The organism is Cellulomonas biazotea, assembly GCF_004306155.1.
GTDB classification, from domain to species: Bacteria; Actinomycetota; Actinomycetes; order Actinomycetales; family Cellulomonadaceae; genus Cellulomonas; species Cellulomonas biazotea.
This window is the reverse complement of record NZ_BIMR01000140.1, coordinates 1-17,950: the sequence shown is the minus strand read 5'-3', so window position 1 is coordinate 17,950 and position 17,950 is coordinate 1. Positions and strand designations below refer to the sequence as shown.

15 protein-coding genes are annotated in these 17,950 nt (G+C 74.7%); 8 read left to right on the top strand and 7 right to left on the bottom strand.

Annotated elements, in window-relative coordinates:
* Positions 1–4,045 (bottom strand): Lhr family ATP-dependent helicase (locus tag CBZ_RS10305; protein WP_246013251.1); only part of this gene is annotated, 4,045 nt, incomplete at its 3' end.
* 82 nt (positions 4,046–4,127) lie between these two features.
* On the opposite strand from CBZ_RS10305, the gene CBZ_RS10300 reads away from it, so the two are divergent.
* The 6 genes from CBZ_RS10300 to rny all read left to right on the top strand — a co-directional run bounded on the left by CBZ_RS10300 (position 4,128) and on the right by rny (position 10,874).
* Positions 4,128–4,361 (top strand): DUF3046 domain-containing protein, encoded by a 234-nt coding sequence (locus CBZ_RS10300; RefSeq protein WP_130781472.1) that lies wholly within the window; start codon positions 4,128–4,130, stop codon positions 4,359–4,361.
* Between the two features lie 8 nt (positions 4,362–4,369).
* On the top strand, positions 4,370–6,460 hold the full coding sequence (locus CBZ_RS10295; protein WP_130781471.1) for an alkaline phosphatase family protein: 2,091 nt from the start codon (positions 4,370–4,372) through the stop codon (positions 6,458–6,460).
* On the top strand, positions 6,457–7,254 hold the full coding sequence (locus tag CBZ_RS10290; protein ID WP_130781470.1) for an MBL fold metallo-hydrolase: 798 nt from the start codon (positions 6,457–6,459) through the stop codon (positions 7,252–7,254). Before CBZ_RS10295 ends, CBZ_RS10290 begins: the two co-directional genes overlap by 4 nt.
* Before the next feature lie 262 nt (positions 7,255–7,516).
* Positions 7,517–8,557 (top strand): recombinase RecA, encoded by a 1,041-nt coding sequence (recA, locus tag CBZ_RS10285; protein WP_130781469.1) that lies wholly within the window; start codon positions 7,517–7,519, stop codon positions 8,555–8,557.
* A 104-nt stretch (positions 8,558–8,661) separates the two neighbouring features.
* Positions 8,662–9,150, top strand: a complete 489-nt coding sequence (locus tag CBZ_RS10280; protein ID WP_307720752.1) for a regulatory protein RecX — start codon at positions 8,662–8,664, stop codon at positions 9,148–9,150.
* 158 nt (positions 9,151–9,308) lie between these two features.
* Positions 9,309–10,874 carry a ribonuclease Y gene (gene rny, locus CBZ_RS10275; protein WP_130781467.1) on the top strand — a complete coding sequence of 522 codons (1,566 nt, stop codon included), beginning with the start codon at positions 9,309–9,311 and terminating at the stop codon, positions 10,872–10,874.
* A gap of 148 nt (positions 10,875–11,022) precedes the next feature.
* Here rny and CBZ_RS10270 read toward each other — a convergent pair whose 3' ends face one another.
* From CBZ_RS10270 to CBZ_RS10255, 4 genes are all read right to left on the bottom strand, one after another.
* Positions 11,023–11,895 carry an amino acid ABC transporter permease gene (locus tag CBZ_RS10270; protein WP_130781466.1) on the bottom strand — a complete coding sequence of 291 codons (873 nt, stop codon included), beginning with the start codon at positions 11,893–11,895 and terminating at the stop codon, positions 11,023–11,025.
* Positions 11,892–12,581 carry an amino acid ABC transporter permease gene (locus tag CBZ_RS10265; RefSeq protein WP_130781465.1) on the bottom strand — a complete coding sequence of 230 codons (690 nt, stop codon included), beginning with the start codon at positions 12,579–12,581 and terminating at the stop codon, positions 11,892–11,894. Before CBZ_RS10265 ends, CBZ_RS10270 begins: the two co-directional genes overlap by 4 nt.
* Before the next feature lie 112 nt (positions 12,582–12,693).
* On the bottom strand, positions 12,694–13,563 hold the full coding sequence (locus tag CBZ_RS10260; RefSeq protein WP_130781464.1) for a glutamate ABC transporter substrate-binding protein: 870 nt from the start codon (positions 13,561–13,563) through the stop codon (positions 12,694–12,696).
* A 135-nt stretch (positions 13,564–13,698) separates the two neighbouring features.
* Positions 13,699–14,490 (bottom strand): amino acid ABC transporter ATP-binding protein, encoded by a 792-nt coding sequence (locus tag CBZ_RS10255; protein WP_130781463.1) that lies wholly within the window; start codon positions 14,488–14,490, stop codon positions 13,699–13,701.
* Positions 14,491–14,643: 153 nt separating this feature from the next.
* Here CBZ_RS10255 and miaB point away from each other — a divergent pair, with 153 nt between their 5' ends.
* Positions 14,644–16,224: a tRNA (N6-isopentenyl adenosine(37)-C2)-methylthiotransferase MiaB gene (gene miaB, locus CBZ_RS10250; protein ID WP_130781462.1), complete on the top strand. Its 1,581-nt coding sequence runs from the start codon at positions 14,644–14,646 to the stop codon at positions 16,222–16,224.
* Positions 16,225–16,300: 76 nt separating this feature from the next.
* On the opposite strand, the gene CBZ_RS10245 is transcribed toward miaB, so the two are convergent.
* Positions 16,301–16,822, bottom strand: a complete 522-nt coding sequence (locus CBZ_RS10245) for a type III secretion system chaperone family protein (RefSeq protein ID WP_130781461.1) — start codon at positions 16,820–16,822, stop codon at positions 16,301–16,303.
* Between the two features lie 13 nt (positions 16,823–16,835).
* Positions 16,836–17,435, bottom strand: coding sequence for a type III secretion system chaperone family protein (locus CBZ_RS10240; protein ID WP_130781460.1), 600 nt, complete (start codon positions 17,433–17,435; stop codon positions 16,836–16,838).
* A 70-nt stretch (positions 17,436–17,505) separates the two neighbouring features.
* Between CBZ_RS10240 and CBZ_RS10235 the strand changes: the two genes are divergently transcribed.
* Positions 17,506–17,950, top strand: a 445-nt coding sequence (locus tag CBZ_RS10235; protein ID WP_218022749.1) for a hypothetical protein, incomplete at its 3' end; no start/stop codon positions are given.

Below are 17,950 nucleotides of genomic sequence, written 5' to 3'. Positions count from 1 at the left end.
AGCCGGGCCCCCCGAGGCTGCCAGGCCCGCCGGGGTGCTCGAGAGCGTCGAGCCCGTCGCGCGTGCCGCGGCCGGCCGGGGCGTTGCCGCCCGCGCCGGCCTCGCCGTCGTCCGACGCCGCCAGCACCGCGCGGACCCGCTCGACGAGCTGCGGCAGGAACCACGCACCGCCGCCCGCCAGCGCGTCGAGCACCGCGTCACGGACGGGCGACGGCCCCTCCAGGGCGTCGTCCGCGCGCGGCGGGAGGGTGAGGTCCGCCACAGACGTCGGGTGCAGCGACACCAGCCCGTCGTGCCCGGCGAGCGCGCCGTGCCCCGCCCACAGCACCTCGCCGGCGGCGGTGAGCTCGTCGAGCATCGCGGGGGAGTAGTCGGGCACGCGCGCAGGCAGGACGTGCGTCTCCCACGCGGAGGCGGGCAGCACCGCACCGGCGAGCTGCTCGACCACGCGGGCCACGCCGTCGACACCCCGCAGCGTCGCGGTCCCGCCGGTCCTTCCCGGCAGCCGGACCGGTTGCACGCCCTGCCAGCGCGGCAGGAAGACGCCGAGGGCCTGCGGCTCGACGGGCTCGACCTCGGCGCGCAGCGCCGCGAGCGACCGGCGGCGCAGCGTGCGCAGGACCTGCGCGTCGCAGAACTCGTCGCCCGTGCCTCCGAGCTCGTCGGGCCGGAGCCGACCGTGCACCAGGACGCCCGACCGCTCGAGGCGCTGCAGCGTCTCGCTCGCGACCGCGACGCCGAACCCGAACCGTGCGGCGGCCGATGCGGCGGTGAACGGGCCGCGGGTGCGTGCGTGACGGCGCAGCAGGTCGCCGACGGGGTCGGGGACGAGCTCGGTGAAGACCTCGGGCACGCCCACCGGCAGCGCGACCCCGAGCGCGTCCCGCAGCCGCCCGGCGTCCTCGATCGCCGCCCACTGCTCGGCCCGCTCGGGAGGCAGGCCGCCCAGGCGGACACGGATTGCCCGTCGCGCCCGCGCGAGCTCGTCGAGCCAGGCGGGCACCTCCGGGCGGTGCGGCTCGACGACACGCAGTGCGGCCTCGTCCGCGGTGAGGGGGCCGTGCCGTCGGAGCACGTCGGACAGCCCTTCGAGCGACGTGACCTGACGGTCGGGCGCCGTGCCGCCCAGCTCGGCCTCGGTGCGCAGGACGGCCGCCGGGTCGAGCAGGTCCGCGAGCTGCGACTCGCCGCCCTGGCCGAGCAGCTCCGCGAGCAGCGTCGGGTCGAGCGTGAGCGCGGCCGCGCGGCGCTCCGCGAGAGGGGCGTCGCCGTCGTAGAGGAACTGCGCGGTGTACCCGAACAGCAGCGCCTGCGCGAAGGGCGACGGCTGGGGCGTCGTCACCTCGACGACCCGCACGCGGCCCGCCGCGACGTCGCGCATGAGCGTCGTCAGCGCCTCGGTGTCGAAGTCGTCCTGCAGGCACTCGCGGACGGCCTCGAGCAGGATCGGGAACTCGGGGTACTGCGCGGCGACCGACAGCAGCTGCGCCGAGCGCTGGCGCTGCTGCCACAGCGGCTGCCGGCGGTCGGGGCGCCGGCGCGGCAGCAGCAGGGCGCGGCTCGCCGCCTCCCGAAAGCGCGCGCCGAACATCGCGGACGAGCCGAGCTCGGTGCGGACGACGTCGAGGATCTCGTCGGGCTCGATGAGCAGGTCGGACAGCTCGATCCCCGGCCCGGTGTCGGCGTCGACGTCCGCCCACGCGTCGTCGCCCGCGTCGAGGACGTCGGGCAGCCGCAGGACGATCCCGTCGTCGGCGTGCATCGCGGCCGCGTCGACGCCGTACCGCTCGCGCAGCCGCGCACCGACCACGACGGCCCAGGGTGCGTGCACGCGCGCCCCGTACGGCGAGTGCAGGACGACCCGCCAGTCGCCGAGCTCGTCGCGGAACCGCTCGACGACCAGCACGGTGTCCGTCGGCAGGTCGCCCGTCGCGGCACGCTGCTCGGCGAGGTACGTCAGCAGGTTGTCGGCCGCCCACGGGTCCAGCCCGGCCGCCTCGACACGGTCGCGCGCGGCCGCCTCGGGCAGCGTGCCGAGCTCGCGCACCCACGCGCCCATCGCGCGTCCCAGCTCGGCGGGACGGCCCTGGGAGTCGCCCTTCCAGAACGGCAGCCGGCCCGGGACGCCGGGCGCGGGGGACACGAGCACCCGGTCGGGCGTGATGTCCTCGATGCGCCACGTGCTGGAGCCGAGCGTGAACGTGTCGCCGACACGCGACTCGTAGACCATCTCCTCGTCGAGCTCGCCCACGCGCCGCCCGCCGCGCACGCGCCCGCCCGTGCGCTCGGCGTCGACCGGCACGTCGCTCGTGGTCGCGCCGCTCGCCAGGAACACGCCGAACAGCCCGCGGTCGGGGATCGTGCCGCCGCTCGTCACCGCGAGCCGCAGCGAGCCGGGCCGTGCCGTCAGGGTGTCCGTCACGCGGTCCCAGACGAGCCGTGGCCGCAGCTCCGCGAACTCCTCGCTCGGGTAGCGGCCCGCGAGCATGTCGAGCACCGCGCGCAGCGTGGCGTCGCCCAGCGTCGCGAACGGCGACGCGCGCCGGACCACCGCGGCCAGGTCGTCGACCGCCCAGTCGTCGAGCGCGACCATCGCGACGACCTGCTGCGCGAGCACGTCGAGCGGGTTGCGCGGCACGGCGAGCGGCTCGAGGACGCCGTCGCGCATCCGCTCGGCGGTGACCGCCGCGGGCACGAGCTCGCCGCGGAACGTCGGGAACACGATGCCGCGGGACACGGCGCCGACCTGGTGCCCGGCACGGCCGACGCGCTGCAGCCCGCTCGCGACCGACGGTGGAGTCCCGACCTGCACGACGAGGTCGATCGCCCCCATGTCGATGCCGAGCTCGAGCGAGCTCGTCGCGACGACCGCGGGCAGCCGGCCCGCCTTGAGCTCGGACTCGGTGCGGGTCCGCTCGGCGCGGCTCATCGAGCCGTGGTGGGCACGCGCGAGGATCGTCGCCGCCTCGCGCGTGTCGATGCCGACCGCCGTGCCCGACTGCGCCGGGACGGCGGCGGCCTGCAGAGCGCCGGGGTCCGGCACCTCGACGCCCTGGCGCTCGGCCCACACCTCGTTGATCCGGGCGGTCAGCCGCTCGGCACCGCGGCGCGAGTTCGTGAAGACGAGGGTCGAGCGGTGCCGGGCGACGAGGTCGACCACGCGCTCCTCGACGTGCGGCCAGATCGACGGACGCACCAAGGGCCGGTCGGCGGTGCCGCTGAGGTCCGGGTCGGGCGTCGGCAGGAGGTCGCCCGACGCCCCCGGGACGGCTCCCAGCTCGGTGAGGTCGGGCACCGGGACCACGACGTCGACGTCGATCTGCTTGGTCGACGGCGGCTGCACGACCGTCACCGTCCGCCCGCCCGCGGCCGCCGGGCGTGCCCCGCCGAGGAAGTCGGCCACGGCCTCGACCGGCCGGACCGTCGCCGACAGGCCGATGCGCTGCGCGGGCCCTGGCCCGCCGGGACGGTCGAGCAGCGCGTCGAGGCGCTCGAGGGAGAGCGCGAGGTGCGAGCCGCGCTTGGTGCCCGCGACGGCGTGGATCTCGTCGACGATGACCGTCCGTACGCCCGACAGGCCGGACCTGGCGGCCGACGTGAGCACGAGGTACAGCGACTCGGGGGTCGTGATGAGGATGTCCGGCGGTCGGGTCGCGAACGCGCGCCGCTCGGCCGGGGGCGTGTCGCCCGTGCGGATGCCCACGGACACGTCGGGCAGCGTGCGTCCCAGCCGCGCCGCGGACTGCCGGATGCCGACGAGCGGCGAGCGCAGGTTGCGCTCGACGTCGGTCGCGAGCGCCTTGAGGGGCGAGACGTAGACCACCCGGCACCGCGCCGCGGGGTCGTCCGGCACCTCGTCGGTCAGCAGGCCGTCGAGCGCCCACAGGAACGCCGCGAGCGTCTTGCCGGAGCCCGTCGGGGCGACCACGAGGGCGTGCTCACCGCCCGACACCGCGGTCCACGCACCGGTCTGCGCGGCCGTGGGCTCCTCGAACGCACCCTCGAACCACGACCTCGTCGCGTCGGAGAACCTCGAGAGCACCACCGCGCCATGGTGTCAGGTGGCGCCGACACCCGCCGGTCGCGGAGCGCGCGCCCGCGGGCCGCGGGGTGGCAGGCTGTGACCCGTGAGGTACCGCGAGTTCTGGGATCTGGTCGACGACGTGCTCGGCAGCGCCCAGGGTCGCGGGCTCGTGCGGGAGCTCGTCGTCGGCGAGCTCGGGCAGCGGACCGCGCAGCAGGCGCTCGACGACGGCGAGGAGCCGCGGACCGTCTGGCACGCGCTGTGCGACGCGCTCGGCATCCCCGACGCCGCCCGCTGGGGCAGCGACCCGCACCGCGCGGCACCACCCCGTCGCTGAGGAGCCCGATGAGCGTCGACGTCCGACCGGGAAACCGCCCGCCGCGCCGGTGGGCGCCGACGCTCGCCGACGTGGGGGACGTCGCGCTCGGCCTGGCCACGACGGCCGTCGGCCTCGGCGTGGCGATCGCGCTCGTGGACGGCGTCACGGCCGACTCGCCGGTCGGGATCCTCGTGGTCGCGCTCGCGGTCTCCGTCGGCGACCTGCTGCTGCGGGCCCCCCTTCGCTGGTTCGCGGCCGTCGCCGGCGCGATGGGCACGCTCGTCGCGGGGCTCGTGGTGCAGGTGGCGGTCGCCTGGGTCGCGCTCGCGTACGCCCCGGGGATCACTCTCGACTCGGGCTGGGACACCGCGCTCGTCCTCGTGCTCACCGCGATCGTCATGGCCGCGGCGCGCTGGGTCTGGGGCGCGAACGACAGCGACTACGTCATCGCGGACGTCCTGCGCCGCGCGCGACGCCGGGCGCGGCGGGCGGGGACGGCGCCCGACGACGGCGCGCGGCAGGCCGGGCTCCTGGTCGTCCAGCTCGACGGCGTCGCCGAGCCCGTGCTGCGGCAGGCGATCGAGGCTGGCCTCGCGCCGACCGTGCAGCGCTGGCTCACCGACGGCACGCACCGGCTCGAGCCCTGGTGGGCGCGCGTGCCGTCGACGACCCCGGCGAGCCAGGCGGGCCTCCTGCACGGCGACTCCACCCAGATCCCGGCGTTCCGGTGGTGGGACCGGGGTCTGGGACGGCTGGTGGTGACGAACCACCCGGTCGACGCGGCGCTCGTCGAGACGCGCCTCACGACGGGCAAGGGGCTGCTCGCGGGCGGCGGCACGGCGGTCTCGACCATGTTCTCCGGCGATGCGGCGACCGCGTTCGTCGTCATGAGCAGGACACGCAGCCGGGGGCCCGACGGCGAGCGCGCGGGCCTCGGGCCGGGGCCGTCGTTCTTGCGGTTCTTCGCGAGCCCGTTCGTCCTCGCGCGCGCGGTCAGCCTGTCGCTGGGCGAGATGGTCAAGGAGCTCTACCAGGCGCGCCGGCAGCGGGTCCGCGACGTGCGGCCCCGGATCTCGCGCGGCGGGTGGTACGTCGTGCTGCGCGGCGTGACGAACGTCCTCATGCGGGACCTGTCGACGTCGCTCGTCGCCGAGGCGCTCATGCGCGGCGACCCGACGGTGTTCGTCTACCTCGTCGACTACGACGAGATCGCCCACCACGCCGGGCCGACGCGTCCCGAGTCGATGCGGGCGCTCGAGGGCCTCGACCGGGTCCTGCGGACCCTCGAGCAGGTGTGCGCCGTCGCGCCGCGCGCGTACCGGTTCGTCGTGCTGTCCGACCACGGCCAGGCGCTCGGTGCGACGTTCGAGCAGCTCGGGGGCCGCAGCCTCCTGGACACGGTCCGCGGCCTCATGGCCGCCCCGGGCGCGGCGGGTGTGGAGAGCGGGACGGGCGAGGACTGGGGTCCGCTCAACGCACTGCTGACGAGCGCGTTCGGTACCGGTCGGGCCGCCTCCGTGGTCGGTCCGGACGCCCGCGACGCGCGCGAGCCTGCCGCCGACGGCGAGGTGCCCGAGGTCGTCGTGGTCGGCTCGGGGAACCTCGGGCTCGTGTGGTTCCCGCGCTCGCCGCGCCGCCTGGTCCTCGAGGAGCTGCAGGAGCGGTGGCCCGGACTGGTCGCGGGCCTCGCGGCGCACCCGGGGGTCGGCGTCGTGGTCGCGGACACCCAGGACCGGGGGCTCGTGGCGATCGGCCCGCGCGGGCTCGTGCTCCTCGAGCAGGACGACGCCGCGCCCGAGGGTGAGGACCCGCTCGCCCCGTACGGTCCGCGCGGAGGACCCGATCTGGTGCGGGCTGCACGGCTCGCGCACACCGGCGACCTGCTTCTCGTCTCGGAGGTGTCGTCCGCGGGGCACGTGCACGCCTTCGAGGGCCAGGTGGGCTCGCACGGCGGGATCGGCGGCCAGCAGAACCGCGCGCTGCTGCTGCACCCGGTCGACTGCCCGCTCGACGACGACCTGTGCGAGGACGTCGGCAGCGAGCGGCTGCTCGTCGGGGCGGAGGCCGTGCACGCCCAGCTGCTGCGCTGGGCGACCGCGGCGGGCCTGCGACCGTGACCGACCGACCGGGCGGGCTGCGGGTGCGGTGGCTGGGCCACGCGACCGTCGTGCTCGACGTCGACGGCGTCCGGCTGCTCACCGACCCGCTGCTGCGCGGGCACGCGGGGCTGCTGCGTCGCCGCGGGGCCGCTCCCGAGGCGGACCACTGGGCAGGCACCGACGCGGTGCTCCTGTCCCACATGCACCACGACCACGCCGAGATCGGCTCGCTGCGCCTGCTGCCGGGCGTGCCCGTCGTCTCGGCGCCGTCGAACGCACGGTGGCTGCGGCACAAGGGCATGGACCGGTCCGTCGGGCTGCCCGACCACGTCTGGTGGTCCGTGCCCGGCAGCGACGTCCGCGTGCGGCTCGCGCCCGCGGTGCACGGCGACCGGCCGATGCCGCACCGGCCGAACACCGCGCACGGCTTCCTCGTGGACGCGCCGTCGGGGCGGGTGTGGTTCGCGGGCGACACCGCACCGTTCGCGGCGATGGTGAACCTGCCGGCTCTCCTCGGTGGCCCTGTCGACCTCGCGCTCGTGCCGGTCGGGGGCTGGGGCCCGCGCCTGTCCGGGGGGCACATGGACGCGCGGCAGGCGGCACGGGCGTGCCACGTGGTGGGGGCCCGCGCGGCGGTGCCGGTGCACTGGGGGACGCTGCACGCACCCGCGTCGCGGCGGCTGCCGCCGGGGTGGATGGACCGTGCCGGGCCCGCGTTCGCGGCGGCGGCGCACCGGCTCGCGCCGGGGTGCCGGGTGCACGTGCTGGCGCCGGGGGAGCAGGTCGAGGTCGACTCTGCGCCGGTGCGCTGACGCCCGCGCCGGGTCCCCGGCGCGTCGGGAGCGACCTGCGGACACGCCGGCGGCGTGTCGGCGGACGTCGAACAGGTGTTCGGGTAGTGTCCTCGGTGGGTGATCGGCGGTCGAGCCGTCCACAGCCCTGTCCGGCTCCGGCCGGCTCACGGGGTGGGGGCGGTCGCGGCCGGGATGTCGGTGGTCGGGCATAGCGTCACCCGCAACGAGACCAGCCCCCGCAGGCGCAGCAGGACGCTGCACGAGACGACGAGGTGGGAACATGCCCGCACCCCAGGACCGCGAGAAGGCCCTCGAGGCCGCACTCAGCCAGATCGACCGCCAGTTCGGCAAGGGCTCGATCATGCGCCTCGGCGACGAGGGGCGCCCCCCGGTCGAGGTGATCCCGACCGGCTCCATCGCGCTCGACGTGGCGCTCGGCATCGGCGGGCTCCCGCGCGGCCGCATCATCGAGGTGTACGGCCCGGAGTCCTCCGGCAAGACGACGGTCGCGCTGCACGCCGTCGCGAACGCGCAGAAGGCCGGCGGCATCGCCGCCTTCATCGACGCCGAGCACGCGCTCGACCCCGAGTACGCGAAGAAGCTCGGCGTCGACACCGACGCCCTGCTGGTCTCGCAGCCGGACACCGGCGAGCAGGCGCTCGAGATCATGGACATGCTGATCCGCTCCGGCGCGATCGACATCATCGTCATCGACTCCGTCGCGGCGCTCGTGCCGAAGGCCGAGATCGAGGGCGAGATGGGCGACAGCCACGTCGGTCTGCAGGCGCGCCTCATGTCGCAGGCGCTGCGCAAGATCACCGGCGCGCTCAACGCGTCGGGCACCACCGCGATCTTCATCAACCAGCTGCGCGAGAAGATCGGCGTCTTCTTCGGCTCCCCGGAGACGACGACCGGTGGCAAGGCCCTGAAGTTCTACGCCTCGGTCCGCATGGACATCCGCCGCATCGAGACCCTCAAGGAGGGCACCGACGCGGTCGGCAACCGGACCCGCGTGAAGATCGTCAAGAACAAGATGGCGCCGCCGTTCAAGCAGGCCGAGTTCGACATCCTGTACGGCGTGGGCATCTCCCGCGAGGGCAGCCTCATCGACCTCGGCGTCGAGCACGGCTTCGTCCGCAAGTCCGGCGCCTGGTACACGTACGAGGGCGACCAGCTGGGGCAGGGCAAGGAGAACGCCCGCAAGTTCCTCAAGGACAACCCCGACCTCGCGGACGAGATCGACAAGAAGATCAAGGAGAAGCTGGGGGTCGGCGCGCGCGTCGACGCCCCGGCGGACGCCTCGCCGGCGGTCGACTTCTGACCAGCGGCGGCCCGGGCATGAACCGCGGGCACCGTCGGGGGCGGGCATCCGAACCGCCCCCGACGGGGTCCGCCGCGCACGACACCGAACCCGACCCGGAGTCGGTGGCGCGGGCGATCGCGCTGCGGATGCTCACGGGCGCCCCACGCAGCCGCGCGCAGCTCGCCGAGGCGATGGGCCGGCGCGACGTTCCGGAAGAGGTCGCCGAGCGCGTGCTCGACCGGTTCACCGAGGTCGGGCTCGTGGACGACGCCGCCTACGCCGAGACGCTGGTCCGGACGCGGCACGCCGAGCGCGGGCTTTCCCGTCGGGCGCTCGCGGTCGAGCTGCGTCGCAAGGGCGTGGGCGACGAGGATGCCGAGCGCGCGCTCGAGCAGATCGACACCGAGGACGAGGAGTCGGCCGCACGCCACCTGGTGCGGCGCCGGCTCGCGGCGACCGCGGGGCTCGACGCCCAGACCCGGGCGCGGCGGACCTTCGCCGCCCTCGGGCGCAAGGGCTACCCGCCCGGGCTCGTGGCCCGGCTCGTCCGCGAGGAGCTCGCCGCGGACGGTCTCGACACACCGCCGCTGACGGGCGCCGACCCCGACTGACGTCACGTCGTCGGCGGGAACGCGCGACGCCCCTGCGTCGTTGCTCGCTCCGACGTCGCCGACCCGCGGCGGTGCACGGTCGCGACGTCGACCTGCGACAGAATGACGCCAGCAGCAGCGCGCCCCGGACCTCGGGACGGTACGACGGGAGGACCACGGTGGAGCCAGGGCCCATCGCCACGGTGATCGGGCTGCTCGGCGCCTGCCTGGTCGCGCTCATCCTCGTGCTGGTCGCCCGCCGCGAGGCTGGCGCGCAGCGGGCGCGCGCAGAGCAGGACGTCGCGTCGATCAAGGACCAGGCGCGCGCGCTCCTCGCGGACGCCGAGCGGCGTGAGCAGCGGGTCGCGGAGCGCGAGCAGGCCCTCGCGGCGGACCGCGCGCTGGTCGAGGAGCTCGACCGCAAGGCACGCAGCCGCGCCGAGGAGGCGTCCGACGCCCGCCAGCAGGCCGCCCGGCGTCTCGACGACGCCCAGCGGGACGCAGACCGACGCGTCGCGGACGCGGAGCGTGCGGCGAAGGAGCGGCTCGCCGAGGCGGACGCGCTCGCCGGTCGTCGGATCGTCGACGCCGAGCGGGAGGCCCTCGCCGAGCTCGAGTCGGCGAGCGGGCTCACGCGGGAGGCGGCGCTCGAGGAGCTGACCCGCCGGCTCGTCGACCGTGCGACGAACGACGCGGCGGCGCAGGTGCGGCGTGCAGAGGCGCAGGCGCGGCGGACGGCCGACGCCCGCGCGCGGCGCATCGTCGCGACCGCCGTGCAGCGGACCGCCGTCGCGACGAGCGCGCAGTCGTCGACGACGACGCTCGCGCTCCCGTCGGACGACATGAAGGGCCGCATCATCGGCAAGGAGGGGCGCAACATCCGCGCCTTCGAGGCGCTGACGGGCGTGAACGTGCTGGTCGACGAGCAGCCGGGCGCCGTCGTCCTGTCGTGCTTCGACGCCGGTCGTCGTGAGGTCGCGCAGGTCGCCCTCGACGCCCTCATGGCCGACGGCCGCATCCATCCGCAGCGCATCGAGGCCGCGTACGCGGAGGCACTCGCCGGTGCCGACGAGCGGACCGACGCCGCGGGCCACGACGCCGCGGAGCGCGCGGGCGTCTCCGGGCTGCACCCCGAGCTGATCCGGACGCTCGGTCGGCTGCGCCTGCGGACGTCCTACGGGCAGAACGTCCTCGAGCACCTCGTCGAGTGCGCGCTGCTGGCCGCGCAGCTCGCGGCGGAGACGGGCACCGACGTCGAGGTCGCGCGCCGCGGTGCGTTCCTGCACGACATCGGCAAGGCGCTCACCTCCGAGGTGCCCGGGACGCACGCCCTCGTGGGCGCGGACCTGGCGCGCCGGCTGGGGGAGTCGGACGACGTCGTCAACGCGATCGCGGCCCACCACGACGAGGTGCCGGCGCAGACGGTCGAGGCGGTGCTCGTGCAGGTCGCGGACGCGATCTCCGCGTCGCGGCCCGGCGCGCGGCGCGAGGACCTCGACCAGTACGTCGAGCGGATGGACAAGCTCGAGCAGCTCGTCGTCGAGCACGAGGGCGTGAAGCGCGCGCTCGCGATGTCCGCAGGGCGTGAGGTCCGGGTGGTCGTCGAGCCGTCGGAGGTCGACGACACGGACCTGCCGCAGCTCGCGGTGACCATCGCCCGGCACATCGAGCGCGACCTGGCGTACCCGGGCGAGATCCGGGTGACGGTCGTGCGCGAGACCCGCGCGAGCGCAACCGCCGGCTGACGGACGACGGTCGTGCGCGAGACCCGCGTGGCCGCTGGCTGACGGCTGGCCCGCGTCGGCGGTCGTCGCTCGTGGCGAATGCGCGTGCGAGTGCGAGTGCGAGTGCGGGCGCGCCAGGCCGTCAGGCGCCCGCGCGACCGCGGCGCCGTCAGGTCGGCGTGGTGCCGGTGGCGACGACCAGGCTCGGCGGCTCGGCCTTCGCGCGCCCCGACGTGCGGAGTCCCACCCGGCCGGCCAGCAGCCCGGCGAGCCGCGTGAGGGCGTAGTTGATGACGATGAAGATGAGGGCGGCGACGACCAGGGACTGCAGGATGTTGCCCTGCCCGGACCCGAGCCGCCGGGCGGCGTCGAGCAGCTCGGGGTACGTGATGATGTAGCCGAGCGCGGTGTCCTTGAGGATGACGACGAGCTGGCTGGCGATCGCAGGCAGCATCGCGAGCAGCGCCTGCGGGACCTCGACGAGCCGCAGCGACTGGCTGCGGCGCAGCCCCACCGCGAGAGCGGCCTCCCGCTGGCCCTTGGGCAGGTTGTGCACGCCGGAGCGGACCAGCTCGGCGAACACCGACCCGTTGTAGAAGGTCAGCCCGAGGACGACCGCCACGAGCGGCAGGTCACGGGGCTCGACCAGGTCGAGGCGCGACAGGCCGAGCCAGAAGAAGATCATCATGAGCAGCACCGGCACGGCGCGGAAGAACTCGACGACGGCGCCCGACACGGCCCGCACGGTCCGTGACGCCGACAGGCGACCGAGGCCGAAGACGAGGCCGAACACGGCGGACGTGACGATCGCGATCGCGGCGGCGCGCAGCGTGCCGACGAGGCCGGGGAGCAGGTAGTCGACCCACGGGTCGGCGGTGAGGAAGATCGTCCACAGGTCGGGGTTGAGCTGCCCCTTGGCGCCGAGGCGTGACAGCACCCAGGCGCCGATGCCGACGACGACGACGGTGGCGGCGACGTTGACCCACACCATCCGCCGTCGGGTGCGGGGGCCCGGGGCGTCGAACAGGACGGACTCGCTCATCGGGCCACCGCCAGCCTGCGCGACAGCGTGGTCGTCGCGAGCCCGAGGGGGACGACGATGAGCACGAAGCCGAACGCGAACGTGAAGAAGATCAGGAGGATGACGTCGGGCCGGAACTCGATCATCGTCTTCATGAGGCCCGAGGCCTCGGCGACGGAGCCGGCGGCCGCGACCGTGGAGTTCTTGGTGAGGGCGATCAGGACGTTGCCGAGCGGAGCGATGGCCCCGCGGAACGCCTGCGGGAGGATCACGAGCCGCGCGGACGCCCAGAAGCCCAGCCCGATGGCGCGCGCGGCCTCCGCCTGGCCCACGGGCACGGTGTTGACGCCCGACCGCAGCGCCTCGCAGACGAAGGCGGCGTGGTAGACGGACAGGCCGAGCACCGCGAGCCGGAAGAAGTTGGTCTGGAAGTCGGTGGAGAGAACCAGCCCGAGCTGGCCCCACAGCCCCAGCACGCAGAACACGACGATGATCGTCAGCGGGGTGTTGCGCAGCAGCGTGACGTAGGTCGAGCCGGCCCAGCGCAGGCTGGGCACGGGGGAGATGCGCATCATCGCGAGCACCGTGCCGAGCACGAGCGCGAGGATCCCGGCGTAGAAGGTGAGCTGGATGTTCACCCAGAAGGCGGCGAGCACGTCGAACTGGTCGAACAGCGACAGGAACTGCTCGAGGTAGCCGTCGTCCACCGGCTCTCCTTCCGCGAGGGGGCGGTTCGTCGCGCGGGGCGGCTGCCCGGGCGACGGGGGTCACGACCGGTCGGCGGCCCGCACGTGCGGACCACCGACCGGTCGGGGCGGGTCAGCTGCAGGCGGCCGGCTCCGGCGGGTTCAGGTCCGCGTTCGCCTCGTAGCCGGAGGCGCCGACGTTCTTGTCGAGCAGCTCCTGCCAGGTGCCGTCCTCGATCATCGTGGTGATGGCCTCGTTGATCGCCTCGCACTTGTCGGAGTCGAGCGGCAGGCCGACGCCGTAGTTCTCCTCGGAGACCGGGTTGCCGACGACCTTGACCTTGCCCTCGTTCGCGGGGACGGCCGCGAGCCCGGCGAGGATGATGTCGTCGGTCGTCACCGCGTCGACGCTGCCGGCGGTGAGGGCCGTGACGCACTCGGCGTACCCGGGCTGCTCGAGCAGGTTGGTCCCGGCGGCGTACTCGTCCTTGATGCGCTGCGCGCTGGTCGAGCCGGTCACGGAGCACAGGTTCTTGCCCTCGAGGTCCTCGGGCCCGCTGATCGAGTCGTCGTCGGCGGCGACGAGCAGGTCCTGCCCGGCGACGAAGTACGGACCGGCGAAGGAGACGACCTCCTTGCGCTTGTCGGTGATGGAGTACGTCGCGAAGATCATGTCGACGCCGCCGGTCTGCAGCAGGTTCTCACGCTGGGCCGACGGGGACTGGACCCACTCGATCTGGTCCTCGGAGTAGCCGAGCGCGTCGGCGACGTAGCGGGCGACGTCGACGTCGAAGCCGGTGTACTCGTCGCCGTCCTGGAAGCCGAGGCCGGGCTGGTCGAACTTGATGCCGATCCGGATCGTGCCCTCGGCCCCGCCGGACGTCTCGGACGCCTCGCCGGTGGCTCCCGCGTCCGTGTCGTCGTCACCGCCTCCGCTGGAACAGGCGGCGAGGGTGAGCGTGGCGGCGGCCGTGAGTGCGACGGCCAGTCGTCGTGCGCGCATGATGGGTCCCCTTCTTCTGCGTGACGTGCGGGTGTGTCGGTCAGAGGTGCGGATCGTGTCCGGTCGGGGTGCTGGTCGAGGTGCTGGTCGAGGTGCTGGGCGACGTGCTGGTCGGGTGCTCGTCGGGGCCGACGGTCAGTGGGTGAGGATCTTCGACAGGAAGTCGCGGGCGCGGGTGCTCGTCGGGGCCGTGAAGAACGTCTCGGGGTCGGCCTCCTCGACGACCTGGCCCCCGTCCATGAAGACGACCCGGTGGGCGGCGCGACGCGCGAAGCCCATCTCGTGCGTGACGACGAGCATGGTCATGCCCTCGCGGGCGAGGCCGACCATGACGTCGAGGACCTCGTTGATCATCTCGGGGTCGAGCGCGGACGTCGGCTCGTCGAACAGCATGACCTTGGGGTCCATCGCGAGCGCCCGGGCGATCGCGACGCGCTGCTGCTGGCCGCCGGACAGCTGGGCGGGCAGCTTGTGCGCCTGGTCGGCGACGCCGACGCGCCGCAGCAGCTCCATGGCGCGGTCCTTCGCGACGGAGCGCTTGACGCCCTTGGCCCGCACGGGCCCGAGCGTGACGTTCTCGAGGACGGTCTTGTGGGCGAACAGGTTGAACGACTGGAACACCATGCCGACGTCGGCGCGCAGGCGGGCCAGGTCGCGGCCCTCGGCGGGCAGCTCCCTGCCGTCGATGGTGATCGTGCCCGAGTCGATCGTCTCGAGGCGGTTGATCGTCCGGCACAGGGTCGACTTGCCGCTGCCGGACGGGCCGATGACGACGACGACCTCGCCGCGGTGCACGGTGAGGTCGACGTGCTGCAGGACGTGCAGGGGGCCGAAGTGCTTCTCGACGCCGGACAGCACGACCAGCGGTCCGCCGACGGGTCGGTCGGTGACGGCGGCGGGGGAGGCGTTCTCCGCGAGGTCAGCCATCCGACGACAATAGAGGGGGAATGTCCGTTCCTGCCACCCGGGCGGGTCACGGTTGTGCAACACCGCAGTCAAGTGCGCTGGCCGTCGGCCGGTCCGCGGGGTGGATCCGGCCGCGGACGGCCCGGCGTGGCGTGGGTCGTACCCTTGTCGGTGATGTCCACGACCCTGCCCGCCCCGACGCCGGTCGCCCCCGCGGCACCCGACGCGTCGCCGCGCACCTACCTCGTCAAGACGCTCGGCTGCCAGATGAACGTGCACGACTCCGAGCACATGGCCGGCATGCTCGAGCAGGCCGGCTACGTCGCCGCGACCCCGGCGGACGCCGCCGCGGAGGACGCCGACGTCATCGTCATCAACACGTGCGCGGTGCGCGAGAACGCGGCCGACAAGCTGTACGGGAACCTGGGTCGGCTCGCGGGGACCAAGCGGGCGCGTCCGGGGATGCAGATCGCCGTCGGCGGGTGCCTCGCGCAGAAGGACCGCGCGGGCATCGTCGCGCGCGCCCCGTGGGTGGACGTGGTCTTCGGCACGCACAACCTCGACGTGCTGCCCGTGCTGCTGGAGCGCGCGCGCCACAACCAGCAGGCCGAGGTGGAGATCGCCGAGTCGCTGCAGGTCTTCCCGTCGACGCTCCCGACGCGCCGCGAGTCGGTCTACGCGGGCTGGGTGTCGATCAGCGTCGGCTGCAACAACACCTGCACGTTCTGCATCGTGCCGCACCTGCGCGGCAAGGAGCGCGACCGCCGGCCGGGCGAGGTCCTCGCCGAGGTGCAGGCCCTCGTGCAGCAGGGTGCGATCGAGGTGACGCTGCTCGGCCAGAACGTCAACTCCTACGGCGTCGAGTTCGGCGACCGCGGCGCGTTCGCGAAGCTGCTGCGCGACGCCGGGGCGACGGACGGGCTGGAGCGCCTGCGGTTCACGTCGCCGCACCCGGCCGCGTTCACGGACGACGTCATCGAGGCGATGGCGGCGACGCCGACCGTCATGCCGCAGCTCCACATGCCGTTGCAGTCGGGCTCCGACCGCGTGCTGCGGGCGATGCGCCGGTCCTACCGCGCGGAGCGCTTCCTCGGCATCCTCGACCGCGTGCGGGCCGCGATGCCGGACGCCGCGATCACGACCGACATCATCGTGGGCTTCCCCGGCGAGACCGAGGAAGACTTCGCCGAGACGCTGCGGGTCGTCGAGGCGTCGCGCTTCTCGTCCGCGTTCACGTTCCAGTACTCGCCGCGCCCGGGCACGCCCGCGGCGGACCTGCCCGACCAGCTGCCGAAGGCCGTCGTGCAGGAGCGGTACGAGCGGCTCGTCGCGCTCCAGGAGCGGATCTCGCTCGAGGAGAACCAGGCGCAGGTCGGCCGGACCGTCGAGGTGCTCGTCGCCGAGGGCGAGGGACGCAAGGACGGTGCGACGGACCGACTGTCGGGGCGTGCGCAGGACAACCGGCTCGTGCACCTCGCGCTGCCGCCGGGGCTCGCGCCGCAGGACGCACCGCGGCCGGGCGACCTCGTGACAGTGACGCTCACGCACGGCGCCCCGCACCACCTCGTGGCGGACTCCGCGGCGACCGGCGGGACGTTCGCGGTCCGGCGCACGCGCGCGGGCGACGCGTGGGCCGCGCGGCAGTCGGGCGAGGATTCCCACGACCACGGCGGTGCGGGCGACGCGTGCGGCACGGGCGCCCCGGCGGGTCCCGTCGTCCTCGGTCTGCCGACGATCGGCCTGCGCGGCGCCTGACGGTGCGGCGTCGGGCCCGTCATGGACGCGGGGCCGGCGCGATCGCGTCAGGCCGGACCGCCGCCGCGGGCAGCCGTCAGTTGTCGGGCAGGTCGTCCGGCGGCGTCTCGTCGCGCGGCAGCAGCCCGTCCAGCGCGGCGAACATCTGCACGCCCGTCCCCAGCCCGCACGCGACGAGCTGCGCGAGCTGCAGGTCCGTCACGCCCGGCTCGAAGTCGGCCGACACCTCGCTGTAGAGGGCGATCGCGCCGTCCTCCTCACGCAGGTACGCCTTGGGCCAGATCCGCTCGCGGTTCCAGTCGTTGACGGCGAGGCCGACGGCGGCGCGCTGCTCGAGCGTGAACGTCCGGTGCCAGCGGCCACGGACCTGCAGGATCTCCTCCTGCTCGCCCAGCATGAGGAACCAGAACCGGCTGCCGTCCCACGTGCCCGTGAGGTCGCCGTCCTCGTCGACGACGAAGCGGTAGCCCCGGCCCAGCAGGTAGTCGCCGATGCGGTCGCGCGACAGGGGGCGCGGCGGCTCGTCGTCGGGGGACGGCCGCTTCGTGGGCTTGGGCAGGCCGCCGAGGACCCGCAGGAGCCAGCCCGGTCCGCTCACAGCGCCTCCCCGCTCACGGTGCGACCCCCGCGGGGTCGGGATAGCGCTCGTCGAGCGCGTCGAAGAACATGCTGCCGGTCGACAGCCCGCAGAAGAGCATCTGGCTGAGCTGGGCGTCCGTCGCACCGTGCTCGAGGTCGGTCGCGACCTCCGAGACCACGTGCACACGGCCGTTGTCGCGGACGCGGACGTACGCCTTGGGCCAGATGCGGTCCGCGTTCCACTCGTTGCACAGGTCGAGCACCTCCTCGAGCCGCTCGATCGCGACCTCGCGGTGCCACTGCCCGCGCACCTGGAGGATCTCCGCCTGCTCGCCGAAGAGGAAGAAGTAGAAGAGGCGCCCGCGCCACAGGCCGCCGAGGTCGCCGTCGTTGTCGACGAAGTAGCTGAACTGGTTGTTCGTCATCCACCCGGCGATCCGGGCGGGTGTGACGGGCGTCGGCAGGTCCTCGGCGGGCTCGGCGACCCCGAGCTCGCGGGCGAGCAGCGCGGCGACCCGCTCGTGGAGCTCGTCGTCGGTGGGCTCGGGAGACGTCACCGGGCGTGCGGCGTGCCGGGCCGGCCGGGGTCGGCGCGGGAACCAGCGACGAGCGCGGTCGGCGAACGGAGCCATGCGGACGACCCTACCCGCGCGCCTGGGCGTGCGCGCCGACGCGCGGCGGGCACAGGCTACGGTCGACGTCATGCTCGTCGCCGCGGCACTCGTGCCCGACACCGCCCTCCTCGTGCCCGGCGTCGCCGGTGTGTCCGACGTCCTGCCGGACTTGCGCGCCGCCGCGCTCGACGCCGTGGCCACCGCGACGTCACGGGCCACCCGGGTCGTCGTCGTCGCGCCGGGGCCGGACGACGCCGACCCTGCCGGGGTGCTGCGCGCGTCGCTGGGCGCGGTCGGGGTACCCGACGGTCTCCTCGGGTGGGACGTCCCCGAGGTCGCGACCGGCGAGGGCGGGTCGGGTGCGACCGTGTCGGTGCCCGCCGTCGCGTCGTCGGTCGCCCTGCACCTGCTGGCGCGCACGGGGTGGGACGGCCCGCTCCGGGTCGTCGAGGTCGCCCGCGACGGTCGCGGCCGGGCGCGAGCGCAGGAGCTCGCGGCGCGCGGTGCCCGGGCGGTCGCGGAGGCCGCCGGCC

Bases quoted from the DNA above. Each gene is read 5' to 3' on its own strand.
- CBZ_RS10295 (WP_130781471.1), top strand. From the start codon at position 4,370: ATGAGCGTCGACGTCCGACCGGGAAACCGCCCGCCGCGCCGGTGGGCG.
- CBZ_RS10270 (WP_130781466.1), bottom strand. From the start codon at position 11,895: ATGAGCGAGTCCGTCCTGTTCGACGCCCCGGGCCCCCGCACCCGACGG.
- miaB (WP_130781462.1), top strand. From the start codon at position 14,644: ATGTCCACGACCCTGCCCGCCCCGACGCCGGTCGCCCCCGCGGCACCC.
- recA (WP_130781469.1), top strand. From the start codon at position 7,517: ATGCCCGCACCCCAGGACCGCGAGAAGGCCCTCGAGGCCGCACTCAGC.
- CBZ_RS10255 (WP_130781463.1), bottom strand. From the start codon at position 14,490: ATGGCTGACCTCGCGGAGAACGCCTCCCCCGCCGCCGTCACCGACCGA.
- CBZ_RS10260 (WP_130781464.1), bottom strand. From the start codon at position 13,563: ATGCGCGCACGACGACTGGCCGTCGCACTCACGGCCGCCGCCACGCTC.
- CBZ_RS10240 (WP_130781460.1), bottom strand. From the start codon at position 17,435: ATGGCTCCGTTCGCCGACCGCGCTCGTCGCTGGTTCCCGCGCCGACCC.